General features: G+C 42.9%; 21 protein-coding genes. 2 read left to right on the plus strand and 19 right to left on the minus strand.

Translation table 11 applies throughout. The features are described 5' to 3' along the window. Positions 1-64 precede the first annotated feature (64 nt). The 12 genes from pfkB to CD03_RS0100245 form a co-directional block, all read right to left on the minus strand. On the minus strand, positions 65-976 hold the full coding sequence (gene pfkB, locus CD03_RS0100170) for a 1-phosphofructokinase (RefSeq protein WP_027291909.1): 912 nt from the start codon (positions 974-976) through the stop codon (positions 65-67). Between the two features lie 419 nt (positions 977-1395). Continuing rightward, a complete protein-coding gene (locus tag CD03_RS0100190) occupies positions 1396-3471 on the minus strand; it encodes a heavy metal translocating P-type ATPase (protein WP_027291910.1) in 2076 nt (691 codons plus the stop codon). A 167-nt stretch (positions 3472-3638) separates the two neighbouring features. After that, positions 3639-3935, minus strand: a complete 297-nt coding sequence (locus CD03_RS0100200; protein WP_027291912.1) for a DUF6110 family protein — start codon at positions 3933-3935, stop codon at positions 3639-3641. Positions 3936-4373: 438 nt separating this feature from the next. Next, positions 4374-4958, minus strand: coding sequence for a sugar O-acetyltransferase (locus CD03_RS0100205; RefSeq protein ID WP_027291913.1), 585 nt, complete (start codon positions 4956-4958; stop codon positions 4374-4376). 178 nt (positions 4959-5136) lie between these two features. After that, positions 5137-5874 carry a creatininase family protein gene (locus CD03_RS0100210; RefSeq protein ID WP_027291914.1) on the minus strand — a complete coding sequence of 246 codons (738 nt, stop codon included), beginning with the start codon at positions 5872-5874 and terminating at the stop codon, positions 5137-5139. 98 nt (positions 5875-5972) lie between these two features. Further along, positions 5973-7151 (minus strand): M24 family metallopeptidase, encoded by a 1179-nt coding sequence (locus tag CD03_RS0100215; RefSeq protein WP_027291915.1) that lies wholly within the window; start codon positions 7149-7151, stop codon positions 5973-5975. 74 nt (positions 7152-7225) lie between these two features. After that, the gene (locus CD03_RS31765; RefSeq protein WP_052377590.1) at positions 7226-7588 is read right to left on the minus strand and encodes a sensory rhodopsin transducer; all 363 of its coding nucleotides are present in this window, start codon (positions 7586-7588) and stop codon (positions 7226-7228) included. A gap of 93 nt (positions 7589-7681) precedes the next feature. Beyond that, entirely contained in the window at positions 7682-8005 is a 324-nt protein-coding gene (locus CD03_RS0100225) for an L-rhamnose mutarotase (RefSeq protein ID WP_027291916.1), read from the minus strand. 1 nt (position 8006) lies between these two features. Beyond that, positions 8007-8972 carry an ABC transporter permease gene (locus CD03_RS31770; protein WP_052377591.1) on the minus strand — a complete coding sequence of 322 codons (966 nt, stop codon included), beginning with the start codon at positions 8970-8972 and terminating at the stop codon, positions 8007-8009. Then, positions 8965-10488 (minus strand): sugar ABC transporter ATP-binding protein, encoded by a 1524-nt coding sequence (locus CD03_RS0100235; RefSeq protein ID WP_052377592.1) that lies wholly within the window; start codon positions 10486-10488, stop codon positions 8965-8967. Before CD03_RS0100235 ends, CD03_RS31770 begins: the two co-directional genes overlap by 8 nt. Before the next feature lie 16 nt (positions 10489-10504). Next, on the minus strand, positions 10505-12619 hold the full coding sequence (locus CD03_RS0100240; protein ID WP_027291918.1) for a glycoside hydrolase family 20 zincin-like fold domain-containing protein: 2115 nt from the start codon (positions 12617-12619) through the stop codon (positions 10505-10507). An 83-nt stretch (positions 12620-12702) separates the two neighbouring features. Then, on the minus strand, positions 12703-13824 hold the full coding sequence (locus CD03_RS0100245) for a sugar ABC transporter substrate-binding protein (protein ID WP_027291919.1): 1122 nt from the start codon (positions 13822-13824) through the stop codon (positions 12703-12705). A 322-nt stretch (positions 13825-14146) separates the two neighbouring features. Between CD03_RS0100245 and CD03_RS0100250 the strand changes: the two genes are divergently transcribed. Continuing rightward, on the plus strand, positions 14147-16408 hold the full coding sequence (locus CD03_RS0100250; protein WP_027291920.1) for an extracellular solute-binding protein: 2262 nt from the start codon (positions 14147-14149) through the stop codon (positions 16406-16408). A gap of 109 nt (positions 16409-16517) precedes the next feature. Here the strand turns inward: CD03_RS0100250 and CD03_RS0100255 are convergent, their stop codons facing one another. The 4 genes from CD03_RS0100255 to CD03_RS0100270 all read right to left on the minus strand — a co-directional run bounded on the left by CD03_RS0100255 (position 16518) and on the right by CD03_RS0100270 (position 21481). Continuing rightward, positions 16518-17369 (minus strand): PocR ligand-binding domain-containing protein, encoded by an 852-nt coding sequence (locus tag CD03_RS0100255; RefSeq protein ID WP_027291921.1) that lies wholly within the window; start codon positions 17367-17369, stop codon positions 16518-16520. Between the two features lie 163 nt (positions 17370-17532). Then, complete coding sequence (locus tag CD03_RS0100260; RefSeq protein WP_027291922.1) at positions 17533-18462, minus strand: class II fructose-bisphosphate aldolase; 930 nt, start codon at positions 18460-18462, stop codon at positions 17533-17535. A 111-nt stretch (positions 18463-18573) separates the two neighbouring features. Further along, positions 18574-20067, minus strand: coding sequence for an FGGY-family carbohydrate kinase (locus CD03_RS0100265; RefSeq protein ID WP_027291923.1), 1494 nt, complete (start codon positions 20065-20067; stop codon positions 18574-18576). A 16-nt stretch (positions 20068-20083) separates the two neighbouring features. Further along, entirely contained in the window at positions 20084-21481 is a 1398-nt protein-coding gene (locus CD03_RS0100270) for an L-fucose/L-arabinose isomerase family protein (RefSeq protein WP_027291924.1), read from the minus strand. A gap of 220 nt (positions 21482-21701) precedes the next feature. On the opposite strand from CD03_RS0100270, the gene CD03_RS0100275 reads away from it, so the two are divergent. Beyond that, positions 21702-24500, plus strand: a complete 2799-nt coding sequence (locus CD03_RS0100275) for an ATP-binding protein (protein WP_027291925.1) — start codon at positions 21702-21704, stop codon at positions 24498-24500. Positions 24501-24547: 47 nt separating this feature from the next. Here the strand turns inward: CD03_RS0100275 and CD03_RS35575 are convergent, their stop codons facing one another. The 3 genes from CD03_RS35575 to CD03_RS0100285 are packed head-to-tail and all read right to left on the minus strand — an operon-like array spanning position 24548 to position 26157. Next, complete coding sequence (locus CD03_RS35575) at positions 24548-25204, minus strand: pentapeptide repeat-containing protein (RefSeq protein ID WP_052377593.1); 657 nt, start codon at positions 25202-25204, stop codon at positions 24548-24550. A 22-nt stretch (positions 25205-25226) separates the two neighbouring features. Beyond that, positions 25227-25415, minus strand: a complete 189-nt coding sequence (locus tag CD03_RS36855; RefSeq protein ID WP_081820054.1) for an Ig-like domain-containing protein — start codon at positions 25413-25415, stop codon at positions 25227-25229. Beyond that, the gene (locus CD03_RS0100285) at positions 25399-26157 is read right to left on the minus strand and encodes a 4Fe-4S binding protein (protein WP_027291926.1); all 759 of its coding nucleotides are present in this window, start codon (positions 26155-26157) and stop codon (positions 25399-25401) included. Before CD03_RS0100285 ends, CD03_RS36855 begins: the two co-directional genes overlap by 17 nt. Between the last annotated feature and the right edge of the window lie 202 nt (positions 26158-26359).

Below are 26359 nucleotides of genomic sequence, written 5' to 3' on the forward strand. Positions count from 1 at the left end.
GGGGGCTAACATGTCCCCCATTTCCAATCTTTCTTCTGTCTATATCACCGCGATGATTTTCAGATTAAATCTGGCTTACCGACACCTTTGGCAACAGATTTATTATTTCATCCCGCTCTGCCAGATCTTCAGCAAACGCTGTGGCACTTCCTGCCGATGCCGCAAATTTTAGCGCCAGTGGTACAGAACTTTCATATCCTTTTAAGAATCCTGCAACCATAGAGTCTCCGGCGCCTACCGAATTTTTCACAGTCCCAAAAGGTGCCTGTATCCGGTACATGCTGCCATCTTCATCACCGAATATGGCACCATCCCCTGCCCTGGAAACCAGTACGTTTCTGGCCCCCATTTTCTGTATCTCTTTGATGCAGCAGATGATTTCCTGTTCATTTGTGCAGGAAACCCCGAACACACCGCCTAACTCATGATGGTTTGGCTTGATCAGAAATGGGTGGTAGGGAAGCGTTTTAACCAGCAGTTCTCTCTCTGCATCTACCACGACTTTTACATTCCGGTCTGCCAATTGTTCCATAATTTTCTGATAAGCATCGGACGAAAGGCAGGCAGGAATGCTTCCGGCAAGAACAAGGGTATCGTCCCCGGTCAACACTGAAATTTTATCCAGCAGCTGCCTGAATTCATCCTCAGTAATATCTGGTCCATTGCCGTTAAGATCTGTTTCTGTTTCGCCCTTTACCTTTACATTAATTCTAGAATTCCCTCGGGATAAAGCCACGAAATTTGTATGTATTCCCTGCAATTCCAACTGTCTGACGATTTCATTTCCCGTAAAACCCGCCTGGAATCCCATTGCCACACTTTCTGCCCCCAGATGCCTTAGAACAATAGAGACATTGATACCCTTTCCCCCGCAAAAAAGGTGCTCCGAGCTGCTCCTATTTATTTCTCCTGAACTCATATGGGGAATATGCATAATATAATCCAATGCGGGATTAAATGTCACTGTGTAAATCATACCATCTCTCCTTCTACAGGGCCCCTGATGACATCCACCTGGGATTTCAGCCATTCCGTCGTATTTACATCCAGGCCATCATCGATGATCATGTTCGTTTAACTCATCCCTTTGAGCCTGCTTTGGTATTATTATACTGGAAAATACATTTACTTTCAACTTCCAATTCCACGTATAGGAATCAATACATAATGACAATTTTCTTTGTAGAGACCTTGTCTTCCCTTGCTGTTCCAGTCTTTTCATCTATAACTCACCTTCAAATCGGTAAATATTCTGCATCGCCTTAAAAAAAGCTTCCTGGGTAATTTCTTCCGCTAATGCCTTATCATGGCACAGACTCAGCAAATATTGATTTGTTCCCGCTCCGAGTTGTTTCCTTGTTATTTCCGATTATTTCTGTGTTGTTTCGGGGTTGTTTATTCCAATACGTTTGTCATACTTTTCAAACTGATCAACAATGTGGAAGTATTATGCAAAAGTGCAGATGTGGCAGGTGCCAGCACCCCGGTTACTCCCAGCACAATAAGTCCCAGATTAAATCCAATCACACTTCGGTAATTCCAGTTAATTCTTTTCATCAATCCCTTACTGATCATCTTTAACGTCACCAGTTCCCACAGATCATCCGCGGAAATTGTGATGTCGGCAATCTCTCTTGCCAAAGCCGCACCTTCACTGATTGCGATTCCCACGTCTGCTGCGGATAATGCCGGAGAATCATTGATTCCGTCCCCTATCATGATCACTTTATGACCATCTGTTTTGACCTTTTGTACAAAATCTGCTTTATCTTCCGGCAATACTTCGGAATAATATTCATCAACTCCCACCGCCTTTGCAATGGCTTTGGCAGTCCGTTCACTATCCCCTGTCATCATTACAATTCTCTTAAATCCGGAGCTTCTCAAAGCGCCTACAACAGCTTTTGCTTCTTCCCGAAGAGGATCTTCAATACATATAATTGCCGCCAGCTCTCCGGCAATCGCAAGATATAAGTGGGAATATTGATCCGGCCTTGCTTCAAACTTTTCCAGTTCCTCCGGCAAGATGCTGCTTTTTTCATCTTCAAAAACAAAATGGCTGCTTCCGATCAGGACTTTTTCTCCATTAATATAAGAAGCGATTCCATGTGCCACAATATATTCTACTTTTGTATGCATCTCCTCATGGGTCAGATTTCTTTTCTTCGCCTCCTGTATCACAGCATTTGCCATGGAATGGGGAAAGTGCTCTTCCAGACATGCCGCAATTCTCAACATCTCATTCTGGTCTCGCCCACCAAACGTAATGATATCCGCCACCACAGGTTTCGCTTTAGTTAAAGTTCCTGTTTTATCAAACACAATGGTATCTGCCTCAGCCGCAGCTTCCAGATATTTCCCACCTTTCACCGTGATGTGGTGATTCCCTGCTTCCCTCATGGCAGACAGTACTGATATGGGCATAGCCAGCTTTAAAGCACAGGAGAAATCCACCATCAGGATGGACAGTGCCTTTGACACATTCCGGGTGATCAGATAAGTGATCACCGTTCCTCCCAGACTGTATGGAACCAGTACGTTTGCAAGATTAGATGCTTTTCCCTCCACAGAAGATTTCAGCTTCTCTGATTCTTCAATCATAGTAACAATTTTCTCATATCTGGTAGCCCCTGCTGCTTGCTTAACCCGGATTGTGATTTCTCCTTCTTCTACAACAGTACCTGCATAGACGGTTGATCCGCTTTCTTTTTTTACCGGCATGGATTCTCCTGTCAGGGATGCCTGATTTACCATGGACTCCCCATATGCAACCATACCGTCCAGAGGAATCAGACTTCCCATATGGACTGTCACCAGATCACCTTCATGGACCTGGGAAATGGGTACTAATACTTCTGTCTCTCCCTGATTTAACCAGACCTTCTCAATGTTCAAAGACATGCTTCTTGCAAGATCATCCAGGGATTTTTTACGTGTCCATTCTTCCAGGATTTCTCCTACCCCCAGCAGGAACATTACCGATCCGGCAGTTCCAAAGTCTTTTCTTAAAATGGACACCGCAATAGCCGCCGCATCCAGAACTTCCACCTTCAGCTTTCTTTTCCAGAGGCTTTTTACGCCTTTTATAATATATTTAATGGACATCACTGCGGTATAGAGGACTTTTACCGGTGCCGGTAAAAAAATCTGGGTTATTGCCCGAAGTGCCACCTTATTGACCAGTTTCTCCTGGTATTTCTGGTTAAGAGCCCGCCCCGTATGCTCGGGAACCAGGGCTTCTGCCTCTTCCAGATCATACCGGAAATCTTTCACTGCTGTTAACAGCTCCCGGCGTTTTCCCTCATAACAGATAACCGCATCTGATGTTCGGTTATATACCTTTGCTTCTTTTACCCGGGGTAGGGAAGAAAGGTAGTACAGCAGCAGGTCTGCTTCCCCCAGCGTCATAGTATTCTGCTTTATATGAATACGCATCCTGCCGGGAATGTCATGTTTTATCACAAAATTCATCGTCTATTCCTCGTTTCCTGTGTATTAGAGCGTGTTTTAAAAAAATTGCACCCGGTCTGTCGACTTTACAGACTGCAACCAGCCAGGTCCAAGCAGTTTTAAGACATGCTCCAGAATGATTCTTCCAATCATAAAAGCCTGCGAAATATTTCACCGCAGGCTTACCCTTATTCACATTCCTGATTTTCTTTACTTTCTTCTGCTCCGGAATCTTCACATTCACAACAGGCATCTGCCTCTTCTTCACGAACACGGTTGATTTCCTTTGCTTCTGCCAGTATATCTTCTGCGTTTTCCTGAACCTTTGTTGTGGTCTTCATAACGCAGTCTTTGGCACGCAGAACTGCTGCTGTACAATTTGTATAAACTTTCTTGGCATCTTTACTTGCCAATACCTTAACTCCTGCAGTACCGAATAGTACTCCACCTGCAAATGTTGCAATTTTTTTCCAGTTCACATCCATCTCATATCATCTCCTTAGTTATTTGTGCTTATGACCTGTGTAAAAAACCATGATTAAACAGAACACCATGGCGCCTGCCCAAAACTTATGTTGTTTCATTTTTACCACCCTTTTGGAGCGTGTTTCAATTACTTGTATCAAGATGTCGGCCCGGTATAAGGCAGAAATGGCTCTGGGACACGCAATTGATGCAATGAATTTCTAACAGGCTCTAATCCTTTTTATTTGTTATTTTACCAGTCTCAGAGTTGAAGTCAACACTTTCCGCTTCTATTGATAAACCTTATCATTAATGGTAAATTTTGTAAATGCCGCTCAGATTATGTAACTTCTGAACGGCATTTCTATACATATTTTGAAAATCTGTCTGATACCCGGGTACTACGGCACACAGTTTTTAAGCGTCTTTTATAAACACCCCCCCACTTCCCGGGGCATCTACCCCCGGTACTTGTCATCATCTGCCGGCGATATTTCCCTTATTACCCGGCAGGGATTTCCTCCAGCCAGGACATTAGGCGGAATATCTTTCGTAACAACACTTCCAGCGGCGATTACTGTTCCTTCGCCGATCGTAACACCTCCCAGGATGCATACATGTCCGCCAATCCAGACATTATCTCCTATTTTAACAGGCCATGCATACTCCAGACCGCTGCCTCGCAATTGTGCGTCAAATGGATGCCCAGCAGCATAAATGCCGCAATTGGGCGCTATCATTACATGATTACCTATCTCCACTTTGGCACCATCCAATATGATAAGATTATAATTGGACAGGAAATCATCTCCGATCTCAATATTGAATCCCATATCACACCGGAAGGGCTGTTCGACTACAAAATTCTTTCCGATTTTGTGTACAATTTTAGGGATAAACGCCTCCCTTGCCTGAATATCTCCGTGGGGAATCTGATTATATTCATAACAGAGGTTCTGGCATTTTACCCGGTTGGCTGTTACTTCTTCATCATTCTGAGCATCATATAAAATACCTGCTGCCGCTTTTTCTCTTTCTGTCATACGTTCCTCCAAACCTACATTTTTATACCCCTCAATAGCGCAAGCAGGCTTGCGCTATTCCCAAATCAGCAGTGTGAAAGCGATTTTCTTTCACACTTAACCCCCTCAATAGCGCAAGCGGGCTTGCGCTATTCCCAATCAGCAGTGTGAAAGCGATTTTCTTTCACACCTAGCTCTCTTACCGGATTATTTTCTCCAGTGCTTCCAGCGCACACTGCACCATATGATCGCCCAGTTCTTTACTGGTTTCCACGGAATTCAGTGCGAACCACTCCGTATTTTCTTTGGTTTTTTCCAGATTTACGTGGTCCGGATACAGCGCGTACATCAGGCTGGATTCATATTTACCCGCATGGTCAAACCCGCCGCACTTTTTCTGTGCCTCAGCGCTCAGAAGCGGAATCACCTTGATATAGGAGAAGGGATCATCCCCGGAACCCAGGTTCTGATAATAATCGGCATAGTCATTACTTCCCCACCATCCTTTTCCTCTGGTTTCCTCCATATATTCCATGATGACTTTTTTCGCAGCCTTATGGCATGCCAGTGTCATTGGCATCAGCCCGGCTTCCTCCGTCTGGTGGTGTGCCACACAATAAATATTTTTAACGCCCCCATAAATCATCGATTTTAGGATACAATAAATATAATTTTCATAGACGTCCACATCAACATGGATTGTTCCGCTTTCGGGACCTGCTACTGCCCAACTTGCCACCCCATACCAGACAGGCGGGCAAAGGACAATTTCTTTTTTCTTTTCCAGTTCCCGCATAACACCATTTATAACCATGGTATCCGTACCATTGCTGGCGTGCAGCCCATGATACTCGATAGTACCGATTGGGATAATAAACGGTACCTTTCTTTCCTTCGCATCCTGAAGTTCCTGAAACATCAGATCTACCATTTGCATCGTTTTTTCATTCCTTTCTTTCTGTTAACCTACAAATTCTGCAGTCTGTCGGTTTATTTTAGAGCGCAAGAGCCTGTTTAAAAATGTGACCTGCCGCGTCAGAATTCCAGCTCATACAGTTTTCCAATCTCCGGTGACAGTATGTCACAGCCGTTCTCCGTAACCGCAATTCCTTTTTCCCAACGTACTCCAAAGGTGTCTGTAGAAATAAAGGTATCTGCCTGAAACGTCATATTGGGCTGTAATGCATAATCCGATATTGTTTCTACCCACGGTGCCTCAACTTCAATCATTCCAGTACCATGCAGAGGACCATATACAAAATTTTCTTTGTAGCCGTTGTCTGTAAAATACTGATAAAAATTCTTTGCAATATCGGATGCAGTCACTCCTGCTTTCACCTGCTGAACCGTCCACCTATGCGCTTCTAATCCAAACATGACCACTTCTCTTCTGCGACCTTCTAATTTTCCAAGGACAATGGGGTAACCGATTGCTGCAGAATATCCGTCAATCTTTGCTGATAAATTAAGCTGTACGATATCTCCTTTTTCAAACTGACGGTACGAAGACCTTGAAATTGCGTGGCGGGTAGATGCCTCTGAAAAAACATACATAGGCAATCCTTCGTATTCTGCCCCATGTTCATATACTACCCGTTGGGCAACTCCTACCATCTGCAATTCGGTCATTCCCGGTTTAATTTCATTAATTACATGCTGGGTTGCCAGTTCTGCTATACGGTATCCTTCCCGCAGGCAATTTATTTCGTTCATAGATTTAATCGAACGAAGCTCCACCATAATATGGTCTGCCCTCACAATTTCCGCCTCCGGAAATGCTGTTTTGATTCCTTCCATTATTATAACGGATGTATCTAAATAACTTGCCACACCGATACGCAATTTTTTTCCGGTTATCTGCAGCGCCTTAAATACATCCTGATAGGTATCTGCCTTCAGTTCCGGATATGCAGGATCTGCACCTTCCCGGTATTCTTTTAAAATGAAAATTTTATCGATTCTGGAACGGTCAGCGGCAAAATGGCGGCTTTCGGGACCTACCATTAAAGCAGCATCCCCGTCCGGGGTAATCGCTACGCCGCACCGTTCAAACAACGGCCAGAAACCGGAAAAGTATCTTCCATTTGCATAGTCTGCCTCATTTGAATTGACAATCAGTACGTCCAGCCCTTCTCTGCTGATAATCTTCCCTGCCTTTTGTGCTCTTTCTTTGTATTCCTGATCGGGAATACAGATTGCTCCATGTCTGTTCATATTTTTATCCTCCATTTTATGCTTTATTGTAATTTAATTTTTAATATATTTTATGATAAGTTCATTAAAAACCATCAATCACAGCAGTATCCAGTCGTAGTATAAAAGCTTACCTGCCGTGGTTCTGCCCTCCCATACTGCGCCACTATTGGTACGTCACTTTCCAGCAAGATGGCATACTGCTGTTCAAAGCGGGCGGTATGCGGTCCAAAGTCCTTAGTTTCATTTGTCCGAAGGCAGCGTACCCTCTGGCCCTCAACAGTAACATGAATGTCCTTTACCGGCGGGCTGTCCGTATATAACAGCGTAATTGTAACGTGGGCATCCGACTGTCCTGTATTCGTAATGATTACTGATTCATGTCCCGGAATTGTGTTCAACCCTTCCGGAGGAAGCTCTGCATCAGGAAAGACCCAGACCTTTTTTCCATAATTCATTTTGACTTCTCCTTTCACTATTCCAGTTTAGCATTTGTAATTTTAACAACGTGATGCGCTATTTAAATATTGTGCTACGTAATTCCAAGAACGCTATACCAGATAAAAAATTTGTTTCATATCATGATAAAATTCACTGTCAGCAGAAAATGCACATTTTTCAAAGCAGGGCTTCGTATGAGTCCACCACCTCTTTGTTACCTCATCTGCTTCCATAAGCGCCATATCTTTTTCATAGTCACTGCCGGTATATTCAAAATAGGAAAACACCAGATCGTCCTGGACAAAGATGGAATAATTCCTGATATTACAGGAATGGATCACCAGGCTTACTTCCTTCCAGACATTTGCGTGCAGTGATTGGTACTCTGCTATCTTATCTTTCTTTAAACGTCCAATCTGTCCGAATATTTTCATACTATTCCTTCTTTGAGAAAGAATCAATCAGTACCACAACAACCAGGATAATTCCTTTGACTACCCACTGCCAATATGTATTAATTCCCATAAGAACCATAATGTTGGAAATGACCTGTAAGAACAGCGCCCCAATGACAATACCAAAAACTCTTCCACGTCCACCGGTAAGTGAGGTTCCTCCCAGCACGCAGATGGTCATAACATCAAAGAGCAGGTTATCCCCCAGGGTAACATTGCCTGATAAGGTCTTAGATGTCAGTCCCAGCGCTCCGATCGTGGTAAGGATTGCGCACATCACAAATGCCAGGATTGCAATAAAGTTTACGTTCAATCCGCTTAATCTGGATGCTTCCTTATTACCTCCCACTGCGAAAAAGCTGCGCCCAATGGCGGTATGGGCCGTGAAAACATTTAAAATTACGGCAACCACTATCATAAGAATTACAGCATAGGGTACGATTCCCAGTTTCCCCAATGCCATCTGCCCGAATTCATCGGACAAACCCGAAATGGGCAATCCGTCGGAATAAATATAGTTAATTCCTTTTAACATATTCATAATAACCAGGGTGGCAATGAACGATGGCATCTTTCCATATACCACCAGACACCCGTTCACCACACCCACCACGATCGCAATAAGTACAACCAGTAAAAATGACAGCCAGATGGGAAGTCCCATGTTCACTGTAAATCCAGCAAAAAAAATGGATACCATACCAATCGTAGAAGAAATGGACATATCCATTTCACCAATTAATATGACAAAAAATTCTCCCATAGCTATGATTGCCACAAAGGAAGCCTGACGAAGAACATTCATGATGTTTGTTGTGGTACGAAAATCACTGTTTAAGCAGCACAGTGCAAAAAGTGCTATAAATAAAAATGCAATCATCCAGTCATTTAGCAGAGTCTTCATTCCTTTGGTATATCTCTTTGATTTTACTTTATAATCATTCATCCGTTTTCACTCCTAACAAATTATTGATAATCACTTCCTGTGTCTTACGCTTGCCTTCCACCATATCTTTCATTTCACCTTCATACATGATATAGATTCTGTTGCAAAGCCCCAGAAGTTCTTCCATCTCAGGCGACACCAGAATAACGGCTTTGTTCTGCCTTGTGAGTTCATGGATCAGCTGGTAAATTTCAAATTTTGCACCGATATCAATTCCTCTGGTCGGTTCATCCAAAAGGAAGATTTCCGTATCCCGCAGCAGCCATTTGGCAATGACAATTTTCTGCTGATTGCCGCCCGACAGCTTTTTTACATTCTGCCATAAGGAATAATAGTTTAGATTCATTTTCTCATTTATTTCATAGGATGCCTTCAGCTCTTCTTCATGATTTTGGAAGATTTTCATTTTCTTAAATAATTGCATAGAAGCTAATGTGGTATTATCTTTGATATTAAATTTCATATTCAGGCCAAGGGTCCGCCTTTCATCCGGCACCAGTCCCATTCCCATTTTCATAGCCTGAAGCGGGCTCCTGATTTTCACAGGCTTTCCTTTAATCAGTACCTCACCCTTTGTCACGGGGTGGCTGCCGAAAATTGCCTGTACCAGTTCCGTTTTACCGGCACCCAGCAGCCCTGCCAGCCCCACAACCTCTCCTGCACGGACTTCCATATTGATATTATGAAAAGCTTTCGGTGCCGACAGGTCTTTCACTTCAAGAATTACTTCTCCCAGATCTTCATTCAGCTTTGGATAAACATTTGTCAATTCCCTGCCGATAATCATTTTCACAAGCTTTGCATTATCAATATCTTTTACCTGCCCGGAATGGATGAATCGGCCGTCACATAATACCGTATAAGAATCACAGCAGGCAAATACTTCGTCCAGCCGGTGTGAAATATATATAATTCCGATTCCTCTGCTTTTTAAAATACCAATGATTCTGAAAATATTCTGGATATCCTTTTCCTGCAGCACGGCAGTCAGCTCATCAAAAATGATTATCTGTGGATTTTCAAGCATTGCTTTGGCTAACTGGATAATCTGCTGCTGCGCCGTTCGAAGCCTTCTAACCGGCACATGAAGGTCAACCTCACATTGCAGGAAATCCATCAATTCCCCTGCACGTTCTTCCAGGGCTTTCCAATCAATGAACCCATGTTTCCTTTTATACCTTCCCACAAATATATTTTCCACACCATTCATATCTTCCATCAGGGTAAATTCCTGGTGTACAATGGCAATTCCTTTGCTCTGTGATTCCTTAACACTGTATGAAGGTATCTTAATCTGCTCCCCTTTCACGAAAAGTTCGCCCTTTGTCATCCGGTTCTCGCCGGTAATACATTTTGACAGTGTAGATTTCCCTGCGCCATTTTCTCCAACCAGAGCGTGGCACTCTCCCGGCATCAGTGTAAAATTCACTTCAGACAAAGCCTTTACTCCCGGAAATTCCATGGTACAGTTTTTTATTTGAACCAGTGGTGTAGCCTCTGTTTTTTTATCCTCCATCTTACCAACTCCTTTACTATAACCATAGCCATCCAAGCGCTTCCACCCCGGAGCAGATAATATCTGTGTCCGGTGCTTCCGGGTGTCTGATATTATGTATCAGTCTTTTTATTTCGTGATATGGGAACATGCAGCTCTTTACTCCCGTTTCCGCTACCGGATTCAGATCAAAAAACATTTCTTTTGCAATATCAAAATCCCGTTCATTGAGATATAATATTTCATCCAGGAGCTGCTCCCTAATGACTGGCTGTTTTACTTCCTCCTCATAAGCAAGTGCCTTTAGAACCATTTCTATTATCACTGCATTTCGGCGCTGAGCATTTTCCCATTTGTCAAAATGAGGCAGCCAGCAGCGCATTTTGGGATTCTGTCTTGCCTGTTCCTGCAGATATCTGATTTTACCCATTAGGTTTTCATGGTTTCCTTTTGCCGCCATTAAGGCTGGAATATCTGCCTGAGTCATCTTATTTTTCTGGAATGGAAATGGAGTGGTATAGAGTGGAATCTGACTCTCATGAACCGTGACCATATTTTTCATTACATAGAGAACGGTATCCCCTAATTCTCCAAAATTAATCTCACATGCCAGTTTATAAAATCCCTCTTCTTCCATATCGGATCCCCAGCCATAATTGCCGTGGGCAAACAGATGCATGCACAGGCCATACCATTCAAACATAAATCCGTTAATACCGTGAACCCGCATTTTAACACTGCCCCGATGCTGCCGGATATCTGTCTCAATTACCTGTTCATTTGCTTCATCCTCATACCGTATTACATTGGACTGAAACGTACGGTACAAGCGCCCCATGGTGGAAGTGATGGAATTTGCTTCCGTATCCCGCCCCCAGATCCGGTCTCTGCCAAAGACTTCACACCACTTCGTAAATTCAGCCTCCGGCACATACAGACCCGGAGCCCAAAACAGCATGATATCCTCCGGCATGGATTCCACACAGGTTTTTAAAAATGCAGGATCCTTTTCCAGCGGCGGCTGCCTGAAAGCACGGATTCCAATTACTGCCTCCGGATTAATTTCCCGTACAGCCTGATAAATCTGATTTAAAAGCCACATATTTGCCTTGTGTTTTGCTTCTCCAGGCGAAGCCGTTCCCTTATGCCATCTCTTTTTGCAGGTTTCACATTCACAGTACCAGAAGCCTTCTTCACTTTCCTCCAGCGTAAATCCGTCAAACCCGGTTCTGGCAATCTGGCGCATGGATTCCACGATATAATCCACCGTTCCGGGATAACTTAAGCACAGAGAATCAAAATCATTTAAAAATTCACCTGTTACCGGCGGTTTCATCCTTGCCTGAGTATGCTTAATGGTATAGGCGCCATTATAAGAATTCAGTCCCACATAGGCAAATATCTTCACTCCCAGCTTATGTGCCAGTGCCGTAAAACGCTCCAGAAATGGTTCTTCCAGATTCGGATGTGAATAACGAACCGTCAGCCATCTCCGGTTTTCGGCATTCCATATTTTCACGGGCACATTATGAAACACCGTTTCTTCATATCCCGGCAGATCAAACGGCCAGTATCCATACAAGACCAGATTCAGCTGGTTAATTTTATTATCCAGACAGATATTCAGGTATTCTGCCCATTCTTCATACCCCCATAGCTGGCTGTCAAACCCGATCCGCCCGTAGCCCGCATACCAGGAAAATGTCTGGGCTACTGCTCTGACCGGTATCAAAGGATAATCCAGGATACTGCAGCAAGGCAGCCGGAATCCCCCATTTAAACCCCTGGCTGTCAATTGTTTCACCGTAGTAATACCGTGGATATATCCTTCTTTCTCTTCGTAATACAGCGTGATGCCCTCTTCGCCGATTTCCAATACATACCCCTGGGTGCGGAACAATTCCCTGTCATTGGTTTCCGCTTCAAAATTGCCTAATGTGCGGATAATTCGAATCCTTAATTCCCCTTCTTCTACTCTTTCTCCCGGAGAAATATTAATTTCCGGATAGTTCCAAAATCTTAATTTTGTAATTTCCAATACGTCTGCTGCAGATTCTCTGTTCCCTTCCTGCGCGATTCTGATACTGGAAAATTCCTTCGTCGTTCCTTCCAATTCAACCAAATTCCTCGGTTGCGGCAGTAAATGAATCATAATCTTGAACCTCCTCGTCCTTTGACACGAATGGCGGCTGCTACTCCCGCCATTCGTTACTATTCATTTATGATGCTGTACATTTATCCCAGCCAGGACCAGTTTTTCCAGTCATAATCACCAATATTGTCTTTTGTAATAGCATCCGGTTCCGGCAACTCATATTTTTCCGGCAGCTTTTCATTATTTACCAATACCCGGTACATGGCATCTGTTGCCTGATACCCCAGGACTACGGGATCCTGAAGCACTTCTGCCAGCCATTTGTCATTGCCTTTTTCTATCCAGCCAAGTACATCTATATCTCCGGCAATACCGATAAACTTTATTTCTTCCCTGCCCTGTGCCACAGCTGCATTGTAAGCTCCTACCACTTCTGCATCATTGTGTCCGCAAACTACATCGATGGCTGCCTCTCGTTGGAGAACGTTTTCCATAAGCGTCTGTGCGGAATCACGGTTTCCTGCTCCGGTATCCCCTTCTTCTATAACGTTTGCGTCTGGGTATGCCGCCAGAACTGCTGATTTGAACCCTTCAAAACGGTCCTGGGATACCTGCCCGGAAGTGGGGCGTGATATAAACAGGCACGTGGGATCTTTTTTCTCCAGCGTATCTAAATACTTTACGGCCTCCTGTCCGGCTTTTTCTCCCAGAGCTTTCATATCATGCCCTACAAATGTAGACCAGACCACATCGCTGTCTGACTTTACATCCTGTGCATAATCTCCTACTACAAAAGGTATCCCCTCACCCACATACTGTTTCATTGTAGGAATTGCTGAAGATGCGTCCGCCGGGAATAAAATAATGCCGTCACATTTCGATGCAACCATGTTTTCAACATTGGTCAGCATTGTCTGCACATCAGACCTGGAATCTTCAAAAGTAAAGTCGATATCCACGTTATCTTTATCCCCATTCTCCTTAAGCCATTGCTTACAGCCATCAATTACCCCCTGATACCAGGTGTACGCCGTCAGCTCCATAATCGATACGCCTATTTTTAATTTCTTTTTTTCACCGGCTGCATTTTTATCCCCCGTTTTTGTTTCCTTCGCCTGGGTTTCCCCGGCGGCGGCTGCAGTTTCTGCTTCTGTTTTTGTTTCAGCAGCCGTCGTTCCTGTTGTTTTCTGATCTGCCCCACACCCAGCCATCATACTTGCAGCCATTGTTAACCCCATAAGTAATGCAATTGCCTTTTTCATTTGTATTCCTCCTTCTCCATTTGTAAAATGTTTTTTCTTCGTCATCTTGACGAAAGATTGTGTGTTTGACATCTTCATTTTAATGTTATTGCACATAATAGTCAATATTTTCATTTAAATTTTTAATCAATTTTATTTAAACGTTTCACTCTGCTTTACAAAAATTCCTTTGTATGCTATTTTTATATTTATACTTTACCTTGTAAGGACTGATGCTGTACCATAATGCTTTGATATATTTTCAATTACAAGGCACTGGCTTTACTTTTGAACATGAACAATATTATTGATTATATTATGATGTAAAGGGAGGTTTACAGATATGGCTACCATCAAAGACGTTGCGAAACTTGCAGGTGTTTCTATTGCCACTGTGTCAAATTATCTAAACAATACAAAGCCCGTCAGCAAGGCTGTCAGCGCTAAAATTAAAGAAGCCGTGGAGATTTTACAATATTCCCAGAATCTGCCCGCCAAAAACCTGAAATCAAATACTTATACGGATATCGGGGTAATCCTGCCCAACTTTAATGACTCCTATTATGTTCAGCTTTTTCAGGGGATTGAGAACTTTTTTCAAAATACAGGTTATTATATTAACTTATCTTTTTCCTATGATATCCCGGACTTTGAAAAAACCATTGTAAATAATTTTTTAAAAAAGCAGATTTGCGGATTAATTCTGGTATCCTGCCAGCCGGACAACTGGAAATTCTACTACGAGCACTTTACCTCTGCCCAGAAACCCATTGTTCTGATTGACCGTAATATCCACAGCCTGGATGCCAATTTTGTTTCTTTTGACAATTATTCCATAGTCCATTATATGACCAGGAATCTGATAGATCATCAGTATAAAAATATTTTTCTTATGAGCGGTCCGGAACAATATACCTGTGAAAGCAACTGTATAGAAGGGTTTAAGGCTGCATTTGCAGAAACAGAGCTTCCCTTAAATCCCGATGCTATTATTACAACAGCCGCCAGCAAGGAAGATGCTTTCCGTAAAACCATTAATATTTTTAAAAAAGAAAAACCGGAGACAATTATTGCTACTTCCGAATCCATTGCAACCGGGATTATTGAAGGCTTAAATATTCTGGGATTCAGCAAACAGGAAATCCCGGTCCTCTCCTTAGGTGAAGAACATTGGAATCTCCATACACATTCTTTTGCATCCATGTCTGCTGCCCGCCCTGCCCTGAAGCTGGGACAGACTGCTTCCTCTCTTTTATTTGAGCAGTTAAGCGCCCCTTTTACAAAAGAAACAGAGAAGATCATTTTAAAAAATCCTGCATTGGAAAACAGGCTGTCTTTTTGCAACTGTAAAACAATCGAAGAAAAGCCCCCTATGGATGGTTCCGAAAAAACCGTGATCCGGATTTTAATGCTGGACACTCCCCAGATTCACGTATTAGAGGGGCTGCTTAAGAATTTTGAAAATCTGACCGGCATCCATGCAGAGATTACCATACTGCCACACCATAATCTCTATGAAACCATACTGGATATTGACAAAATGCCGGAAGATCAGGTATACGATGTTATCATGTATGATTTACCCTGGCTTTCCACCCTGGCAAGCTTTCATATTCTGGAGGATATTACCGAAGAACTGTCCTCCTTTGACCTGGATATATTTTTTCCGGACTGCCTGCAGTATTTTAGCAGTTTTAACCATAGGTACTATGGTATTCCATACATGTATGCTCCCCAGATTTTTTATTACCGGAAAGATTTATTTGAAAACTTAACGCTGAAATCTGCATATGAACGAAAGAATAATATTACCCTCCGGCCTCCGCTGACTTTAAAGGAATTTAATACCATCGCAGAATATTTCACTTCCGAGACAAACGTAATTGACTATGGAATTACCATTCCTGCTGCCTATGACGAATGCCTGTCCCCTGAAATCTATATGCGGCTGCGGGCATACGGCGGCAGCTTATTTGATTCCAGGGGGAATGTATGTCTGGACTCTGCCCAGTCACTAAAGGCTTATATTAACCTGATTCGTTCCGTAAAATGCGCAAAGCCCAACTACCGTACTGCGACGGATGTGGTAGCCGTAGAAGATTTCCTAAAAGGAGATACTGCAATGCTGATTACCTACCCCTCATTTTTAACCGATGTAGTAGATCTGCGAAAAAGCAGCATGATCGGGTCGATTGGCTATCATCACATACCAGGCAGAAGTCCCTTATTAGGTGGCTGGGGACTTGGAATATCCAGTTACTCCCATAAAAAGAAAGAAGCATTTCAGTTTCTGAAGTGGACCTGTGATGAACAGGTCGCCAATTATTTAACCCTGCTGGGCGGGCAATCCGCCATTACCTCCACCTATACAAATGATGAATTAATAAAGCTATACCCCTGGCTGCCGCTGTATCACTCCACCTATAAATACACCAAACCAACGCTTCCCCCAAAGTCCAAAAATAACACCATTCTTTCGCAAAAAGAGATAGATTCCATTGTCTGCAAATGGATCTATCCGTTGCTGGATGAAAAGATTGAAGTACAGGAGGCAATTACACGAACCCACAGTGAGCTTGAAATACTCGCCGCCAGATACAAATAGGCCATTTACAAATAGGCCATTTACAAATCCCCCATTATAAACGTGCGCCGCCAGGCGCGCACCCGAAAAAAGGATCTCTCCATGACTCCATGGAAAGATCCTTTTTCGCTTAATCCGTTACATCCTGCTGATATATTTTTCGATATTTCTTTGCAGGCATACCCACCGTCTTTTTAAAAACCCTGCAAAAATAATTATAGTCGGAGAATCCCGCTTTTTCGGATATCTCGGTGATGGGATCGCCGGAGTTTTTCAAATAATCTTTAGCCGCCTCAATCCTTTTCTGCTTAATGTACTCCGCAATTCCCACTCCCAGATATTGCTTTGCAGCTTCATACAACCGGCTGCGGCTGACTTTAAACACATTACACAAATCTTTTACCGAGATATCTTCCGAGATATGTCCCATTATATAGAGATTTAATTTATGTAAGAACTGTTCCTTTTCCATAAAGATCATTTCTTTCAATAAAACATAAAACGTACAGGCTTCCAGAATCTTAGCCGCTGCCAGAATCTGTTCGCGGCTCTTATACTTAATTTTTGAAAATGACTCTTCGTAACAGGGCTGATAAATCTGATATTTTTCACAGACATTACGTAGGTTAGTAAAAAGTTCCTCTCTGCTGCTAATATCGCTAATCTGCCCGAACATAACGTATCCGATGATAATACCGTTATCCTTTAGCGGTGCCGCTGCCTCAATCAATCCGGCATGACATTCATACACCATAAGCTCGCTGTTACGCCTGCAGTAATCAAAAGAATTCTGATTACATTCGATGCAATGCTTCCGGGTTACCGGATTTCCATGCATAATTGCACAGAACTCACAATGCCCGTTTGGATAGGAAAGTATCTCATGGTAATCACTGTCAAACAGAACCATTTTGATATCGGTTAAGGTATAGAAATCTTTCATTAATTCTTTTAGTTTTTTATTGTCTAGATTAAGATTCATCGGCTTGTCCTCTGTTTGATCATATTTACTGGCCCGCACTGGGTTATCCGTTCACGTAATCGGTTATTTCCTTAAAATCTTAATTTCATAGTACCAAATAAACAAGAGAACTGCAAGAATTAAACTGCAGAGAAAATTCATTCCGGTACACAATTGATAATACCTAATTTTTTTTACCGCTAAAAACCTCCAAGGCTGACTTCACATTACCCTTCATTGCATCGATTCCCCATTGCACAATTTCATGGTAATACACCGGCTTTTCCCGGCCTTCTTCCACAGTTGCATAATAGAGATTATATTTTACACCCCCATTTACAAAGGGCATCTTTTTAAATCCAAATTGTCCCTCTACTTCCTCCCCTCCGGCTTTTGCCATATAGGTATAGTAGTTCACTTTCCGAATTCCTTTTTGTATTACCGTCTTATAATCCTCTTCGCTGACACCGGACCCGCCGTGCATTACAAGAGGAATATCAACTCTTGCCCTGACCCGGTCCAGTACATTCATATCCAGCTTCGGCTTTTTCAAATACAATCCATGAGCAGTTCCAAAGGAACATGCAAGTGCATCTATCTTTGTCTCCCTCACAAACCGTCCTGCGTCTTCCGGATCTGTATAAACTTCTTCTGCCTGGTCATCGTGATTGGATTCATGTCCCAGACCCAGTTCCCGTTTTCCAAGGACACCAATTTCTGCTTCAACAGAGGCTCCTGTCCGCTTTGCCATTTCTACTGCAATACAGGTATTTGCAACATTTTCCTCATAGCTTAAGGCAGATCCATCGTACATAATGGATGTGAAGCCGATATCCAGCGCCTTATATAAATAGCTCAAACTGGTTCCGTGGTCTAAATGTACACATACCGGCACCTTTGCTTCTGTGGCACACCTGATCATGATTGGTCCAATCAATGAAATAGGCATCATCTCCTCATGGATTTCCGCGTGCATGATAATTACCGGAACGTCCAGTTCTTCAGCCCCTCTGATCACAGCTATGATACTCTCCAGGTTCGGTGTATTAAACGAACCTATGGCACATTTTCTCGCCTGGGCAAGCCTAAGTATTTCCTTTAATGATACTAACACAATATTCCTCCTCTTGCTCTGCTTACTTTCATTACATATTTTAACCGCATATGTTATTCCATCCGGATAACAATTTCCCGGTTCCGGTGAAATATCATATTTACCTTACTTTTACTGCCCCATTAAATGCCGGACAGACGGATAGAGCTGTCTGTATTTTTCATAATACTGTTCATATGCCTCCCTTTGCTCCAGCCTAGGGTAATATGTCTCTAATTCCTTTACCATCGCCTCAGCCGCCTCTTCCAGATCCCCAAATATATTGCAGGCAATCCCGGTCAGCATTGCGCTTCCGGCTGCTCCTGCCTCGCTGGATCCCAGCGATACGATAGGAACTCCTAAAATGTCCGCTTTCATCTGCATCCAGACCCTTGAATTCGCACCGCCGCCCACAGCTTTCAGTTTCTTTATGACGATTCCCGCCTTTGCCAGTTCCTCCATATTCAGCCTCATTTCATAGACCACTCCTTCCAGCATTGCCCGGTACAGGTCCGATACATTGTGTGCGGCAGTCAGCCCTGTAATTGCCCCTTTGGATCCGGAATCCATGTAGGGGGTGGCAGCTCCGGCAAAATGGGGAAGTACCAGAATTCCCGTTGGCCCATCTTGCATATTGCTTTCCAGCACTTCATAAACAGAGGATTTTTCCCGGTCAGCCAATGTCTTTTCATACTTTGCAAGATTATCAATATACCATTTCACCAGTGCTCCTCCGGTAAAAGAAAATGCATAACAGAGATATTTTCCCGGAAACACATAAGGAACAATGGCATAGCTTCCCTGATACAGCACATCGTTTTTAGGTATTCCGGTAAACACAGGGGTAATACACTCTACGGTGCCTGCCCCGTCAACTGCCGCAGCATCACCGAAGACACGGGATCCGATTGCCGCAGCCACCTGGTCATGGCTGACAGACACGATTATTGTTTCCCCAGAAAGTCCCAAATCCCCTGCAACCGCAGTTTTTACGGTACCTGCACAGGTTCCTGTGGGAACTGTTTTGGAAAGCAGCTTTTCCTTAATCTGCGCTGCTTTTAATATTTCCCGGCTCCAGCATAATTTCCGGATATCAAATGCCATGGTCCGGGACGCAATCGAGTAATCGATCTGAGGATTCCCTGTTAACATATAGATAATATAATCTTCCATAAGCAGAATCCTGGCAGTCCGGTTATAAATATCCGGCCGGTGTTTCCGCATCCACATGAGTTTCGAAATACTGTACATACAATGTGGTTTCAGCCCGGTAATATCCGCTATATACTTCTCTCCCAGCTTCTCCGTCAATTCCCTGCACTCCGCATCTCCCCTGGGATCCGTATAAAGCATACAAGGTGCCAGGGGAGTATCGTTCTCATCTAACAGCACAAAGGTCTCTCCAAAGCTGGTGACACCGACCCCCTGAATATCCGGGCAATGTTCTGCTGCTTCCCGGATGACCTCCCGAACGGACTTCCATATGTATTCCGCACGGATCTCCTGTACTTCCCCTCCTCTGGAGGAGGGATAATCCCGGTATGCTTTATACCGGTATGTTCCCTGATTATCATAAACCGTGAGTTTACAGCCTGTTGTTCCAATATCCAGCCCTCCAATTGCCATTATGATCCCTCCAATCCTAAATTTCCATCCAGTCATAACCCAGATAGCGGATAAATGCTTCCTTAAGAATCTTCTTCATGTGTCCCATTCCAACAGCAGTATGGTGACGGTATCCATTTTGCCCCAATTGAATTAATTTAGGCTGTAAATTTTCAATAACCGCTACCCCGCCGCAGCCAAAATACCCATCTTCTATGGGGTCTTCCGTAAACTTCCCTTCTCCGGCATACACGGTTAGTTTTCCGTTCTCCGTTTTACAATTGGAATAAGTCATCGGAAATGCTTTAATCCGTCCTTCGTTGCTGCCCCACCCGCATCCCGGGTTACCTTTAGCAAACATTTTGTGGTCGGTTACAGTACCTTTTTCCGTCATCAGGCTCTGTGCAACGGGACCGCAATGGAACAGAATCACCTTATCCGGATCGTCTGTGTAATTATTGTTCCAGTCTAAAACAGTTGTAGGCCTCCCGGATGCCAGCTGCATTGCATACATATTAATCGCAGAGCAGAGATCTATTTCACAGGATGCCACAATTCCCCTGTCATTTAATTCACTCAGCAGTACACAGGGTGCAATTCCAAGGATTTCATGCATCTCGTCCCAGCAGCGCAGGGCAATGCAGTCCAGGTCATAGTCTGCAATATATTCATCTATTACAATACTCACCTTTGCAAGTATCACGGTTTTATCTGCCGGCACACAACTGAAATCCGTATAAGCAACCAGGCTGTCCACCTTCTCAGTCACCCGGCTGTCGCTATCATCCATATTCTGCACTTTAAAAATAAGTTCAGACAGATCAAAGGTTTCCACTGTTATCCCATATTTCTGTAGTGTGATCTCATCAAAACGTACCGTTTTAAATTTACTTGTCCTGGCTCCAATGGCACCAATAGAAAAGCGTTTCATGCCATTTACAACCCGGCAGATTCCTGCAAAATCACGCAGATTATCAGCAAATGTTTTGGACAGCGGATGTACTACATGAGGCTCAAGCATAGTGAAGGGGATTCCATATTGGTGGAACACATCTGCAAAACTGAACTTCCCGCAATAGGAATCTCTTCTGTGCTCAAAATCCATTTTTCCGATTTCATCGGGGTATGCATGAAGCAGGATTGGAACTCCCGCGTCCTGTATCGCTGCAACTCCTCCATTTTCATCCCCAAAATTGGGCAGGCACATAATCACCCCATCATATTCCCCTTCATGTCTTTTAAGCCAGGCTGCATAGCGTTTCCCTTCTGACCTGGTCTCAACCGCTCCATATCTGGTCATCTCTTCATCCGGAATCAGATACTGAAATCCAGCATTTGTAACAGCCTCTGCCATTTCCATTCTGGCTCCCGCAATTAATGTCTCCGGGAAAAACCCTCTGTTGGCAAAATACAGCGCAAATGTCAATTGTTTCATTTCCCCGATACCTCCTTATTTTTTATTGATATTTTAATCATATAAGATTTTTTCCAATAATAATAGAGATGTATGTACGAAAAACTGTAAATTCGTCCAGAATCGCAGCATTTTGTTTTTTCTATATTCAGGCTTGTTATTCCATTTATTTAATAATATAATATCATTAGTACTAATTTGACAAAATTCTCGTAAATATATTGTATGGAAGGAAAACTTTATGAAACCATATACCAGATGCTTTGCCTTTAGCCTGGCACTTATCCTGCTATTTTGCACCGTGTCCCCAACACTTTACGTGTCTGCCGGCAGCACTTCCAGCGCCCCCGCACCCCGCCGGGTACTAAAAGTCGCATACCCCACGACCAGGGGATTATCTGAAACGGATGTGAAGGGAAACCGTATAGGCCAGGTAGCAGATTTCTTAAATGAAATTTCAAAATATACCAACTGGGAATATGAATTTGTCGAGGGCGACGGCTCTGATCTGATGAACCGCATTACAACGGGCGAGCTTGATCTGATGGGCGGTATGTTCTATGACGAAAGCTATGAGGATTGGTTTGATTATCCCGAATACAACATTGGTTATAACCATGCCGTACTTTTTGCCAGGAAAGATGATACCAGTATCCGAAGTTATGATATTCAGACCTTAAACGGAAAAACAATCGGTGTATTTGAGAAAGCAGCGGATAAAATAGAAAGACTGCAAAGATATCTGGATCTCAATGGCATTACCTGTAAACTGCGGTATTATTCTAATGCAGATATGAAGAATGATTCGCTTCATTACCTTCTGGCAGAGGGAAAAGTAGATCTTCTTCTTGGCAATGATCTGGAAGCGGATGGTACATTCCGGGTCGCGACCAGCTTTCAGGCACAGCCCATGTATATTGTTACCACCCATGGAAAACAGGATATTCTGGATGAACTCAATCAGGCAATGGGTTATATTCTGAATGCGAATCCCAATTTTGCCCAGGATCTCTATGAAACGAACTTTACCGGCATTGCTGATACAAAACTTAACTTTACACCAGAAGAAGAAGATTACATCCGTCAGGCAGAACCGATTCGGGTTGCCGCTATTTCCCAGTGGCATCCCTTATACTGTCTGGAGGATGAGAGCGATCATAACGGTGTTGTTCCCGAATTTCTCAAGAAAATCGAAGAAGAATCCGGTCTCTCTTTTGAATTTGTTTTTGCAGATAATTACGAAGACTCCATTCGTCTGGTCCAGGACAAAAAAGCGGATATGCTTGGATGTTTCCTGGATTCTGATTCAACTGCATCAGAAAAAGGATTAGCACTCACTGCTTCCTATTCTTCTATGAGCAATATCATTATCAAGAATAAATTTGCAAGCTATCCCTCGGATGGTTTAACTGCCGCTGTTTTAGACGGGAGAACGCTTCCCGCCTCCATTAATGCAGATAAGATTAAGATCTATCCTACAACGCTGGAGGGAATCAAAGCGGTAAACAAAGGAGATTCCGATTTTATATACGGTTTGTCTGCAGGCATGGAAAGAGATCTGCAGTCGGGCGGATTTCAAAACATCACTATACTAACGACAAACACTACGAAAACAAAAGCAGCTTTTGCCCTTGCCAAACCGATTTCACCTACATTGCTGACAATATTGAATAAATCCATCAGCAATATAACCACTGAGGATAAAACGACAATTACCAACCGGAATATGGTTTCTCTTGGGTATAATAATATTACATTGTCCGCACTGGTATACTCCAATCCGCTGGCGTTTATTTTAACAATCACCGTATTCCTGCTGTTGCTGGTAGCCATTTTAATGATTATTGTCCGCTCCCGGGTCAGAAATACCCTGATGAGAAATGAACTGCAGAAGGCGGAAGCAGCAAATCGTGCTAAAAGCGGTTTTCTCTCCAAAATGTCACATGAGATCCGTACACCCATGAATGCCATTGTCGGTTTGTCAAACCTCGCCAGTATGTCCGATGAAGTGACTCCCGCAATAGCGAATTATCTTCAAAAAATACAGTCCTCATCCCACTACCTGCTGGCTCTGATCAATGACATCCTGGATATGTCAAAAATTGAAAACGGAAAAATGGTTCTATCTTCGGAGGATTTTTCTTTATCCATGATGCTGAATGAACTGGAAAGCATGATTCAATCCCAGGCTGAACAAAAGGGACTGAATTGCTGCTTTCAATATCAACTCGCCCATGATTGGTTTACCGGTGATGTGATCCGCCTGAAACAGGTGCTGACAAATCTCATGTCCAATGCCCTGAAATTTACCCCGCCGGGCGGCAGCATCCGTCTGGATGCCCAGGAGCTGTCACATTCAGAAACAAATGCCTGCGTCCGTTTTTCTGTACAGGATACCGGGATCGGAATTCCGGAAGATGAAATAGAGCGGATTTTTTCAGCATTTGAACAGGCGGGAACCTCTGTTTCTAAGAGTTCCGGTACCGGATTAGGTCTTCCCATCAGCCGGACCATCGTGGAATTAATGGGCGGTAATTTAACGGCAGAAAGTACTCCGGGAAAGGGATCTGAATTTTCTTTTACCCTGGAGCTCCCGGTCTGTGCAGTAAAGCCCCAGCAACAGACGGATGAGCCGGAAACGCTTACACAGACCGACCTGACAGCCTTTCGGGTTCTTCTGGCAGAAGACAATGATCTGAATGCTGAAATTGCTTCAGAGCTTTTGGAAATGCAGGGTGCTGCTGTGCAGCGTGCCCAGAACGGGCAGGAGGCCGTAGACCTGTTTGAAAATAATCCAGCGGGATATTACCAGTGCATACTTATGGATATTCAGATGCCTGTTAAAAATGGTCTGGATGCCGCCAGAGAAATCCGGGCAAGCGAACATCCTGACGGGAAAAATATCCCAATCATAGCCATGACCGCCAATTCTTTCAAGGAAGACATGGATGCGGCATATGCCGCCGGAATGAATCACTTTGTACCGAAGCCAATCGATGTCAACCACCTGTTCCACGTATTAGGTGAAATTTTAAAATAACAAAATGGAAGCACTCAGAAAATTGAGCGCTTCCATTTTAATTAATTTTATTCTTTTATGACCACACCAAGAAGCCGTATCAAATCTGCTGCCTGATAAGCATCAATAACGGCTCCCTGCAGCTCCTGATAAGAATCAGATACAGTGATTCCTGCTATCTGGCTCTGTGTAAAATTGATTCCCTTTAATGGAGTCCTGAAAAAAGATGCCTGGTTCATTTTTACGTTATTCAATTCCATATGCGTCAATTTACATTCCGTTATATTGGCATGTTCTGCATCTGTATCCTCCATAACAACCACATCCATTTTTGCATGATCCAAGTTAACAAACCGCATATTACAATCTGCAAACTTTGTATGCTTCCATGTGCTGCTTCGAAAGTCCGTCCCCATCATCTTACAGGAACGCATCTCACACCGGCTAAAGTATCCGTTTTCTATACGGCTGTTAGATAAGTCGCAATTTTCAAAGCGGACGTCCACAAAGCCAGCAGTTTCCATATTACAATTGAGAAACCGGCAGTTTTGAAATAGTACCCCTGCGAATTCCAGACGGGATAAATCGACGCCGGCCAAGTTTATATTCTGTATCTGTTTATGACGGATACAGTCCTCTTCTTCCTGTATCTTTTTTATGTAATCCTGAAAATCATCTGTTATGACTTCCAGGTCTTGTTGTATTTCTGGTTTTTTTCTTTTCATTTTTCTTATCTACTCCTCAATCTTAATAATCATTTGGCTTCTTCACTTCTACCAGACAGTAACCTTGCGCGCACCCTTTTGACATAGCTAAGATATTAGCCCTTCCTTCTTGAATTGCCTTTACCCTTCCCTGATTATCCACAGTGACTATTGACGTATTAGATGATGACCATTGTACATTAGGGTCATTTATTTTAGATAAAAAGCTCATTTCCCTTATGTTGAGAACAAACTTTTTTCATCTTCATTGAAGCTATTTTTAGCTTTAAGTTACTAACTGTTCGTGCCTTAGCAGGACAAAGATCCACGCATCTCATACATGTTATACACAAGGCATTGTCAGTCTTTTTAAGTTCTGTAATTGATATTGCTCCAACTGGACACATTTTTGCACATAATCCACAATTCATGCAGCCTTTTCTGACCTTTGGCTTTAATGGAACTCCGTTATATTCCCTATATGGATAATTTCCCGGTAGTTTTAATGGCTCACACTTTAACGATTTATTAATCTTGTCTAATATTCGTTTTGAAAAATCGCCAAGTTCTTTCTTGTCTGCATCATCTGGTCGTCCTGTTGCAAATTGATGCATGATAGAATGTTCTGCGATGGCTGCAATTCCTGCAATACAATTAAAATTTCTTTGAGTTAAATATTCCTGTAATTCTTTAAGTGTATCTTCATAAGCTCTATTTCCATAAGAAGCCACTAATATAGCACTTACACCATTTCCTTTAAATTCATTCATTCTTTCCAATGCTACCGAGGGAACTCTTCCTCCATAAGATGGTACACCGATAATACATATATCATTCTTATTAAAAATAAAATTAGAATTGAGTTCTCTATTTGCTAAATCAATTTCTATATAATCTTCAAAACTCTTTGCAATCTCTTTAACAATATTTTCAGTGCTTTTTGTGGGACTAAAATATATTACATAAACACTCATTACTAAATCCTCTTTTCTCTCTTCTTAAATTCCACCTTGACCACCCATTTCTATTATTCAAAAGTATTTCTTGACGAATCTCGTCACACAGAATTATCATAATCAGTCTGGCAAGCTACTATGTTGAAATAAATTCACGCCTTTGAGTTTCAAATTCATTATCCAAAACGCACCTCCAATGGCAAACCTACATAAACCATTA

Origin of the sequence: Robinsoniella sp. KNHs210 (genome assembly GCF_000686105.1) — a bacterium.
In the GTDB taxonomy this organism is placed as follows: Bacteria; Bacillota; Clostridia; order Lachnospirales; family Lachnospiraceae; genus Robinsoniella; species Robinsoniella peoriensis.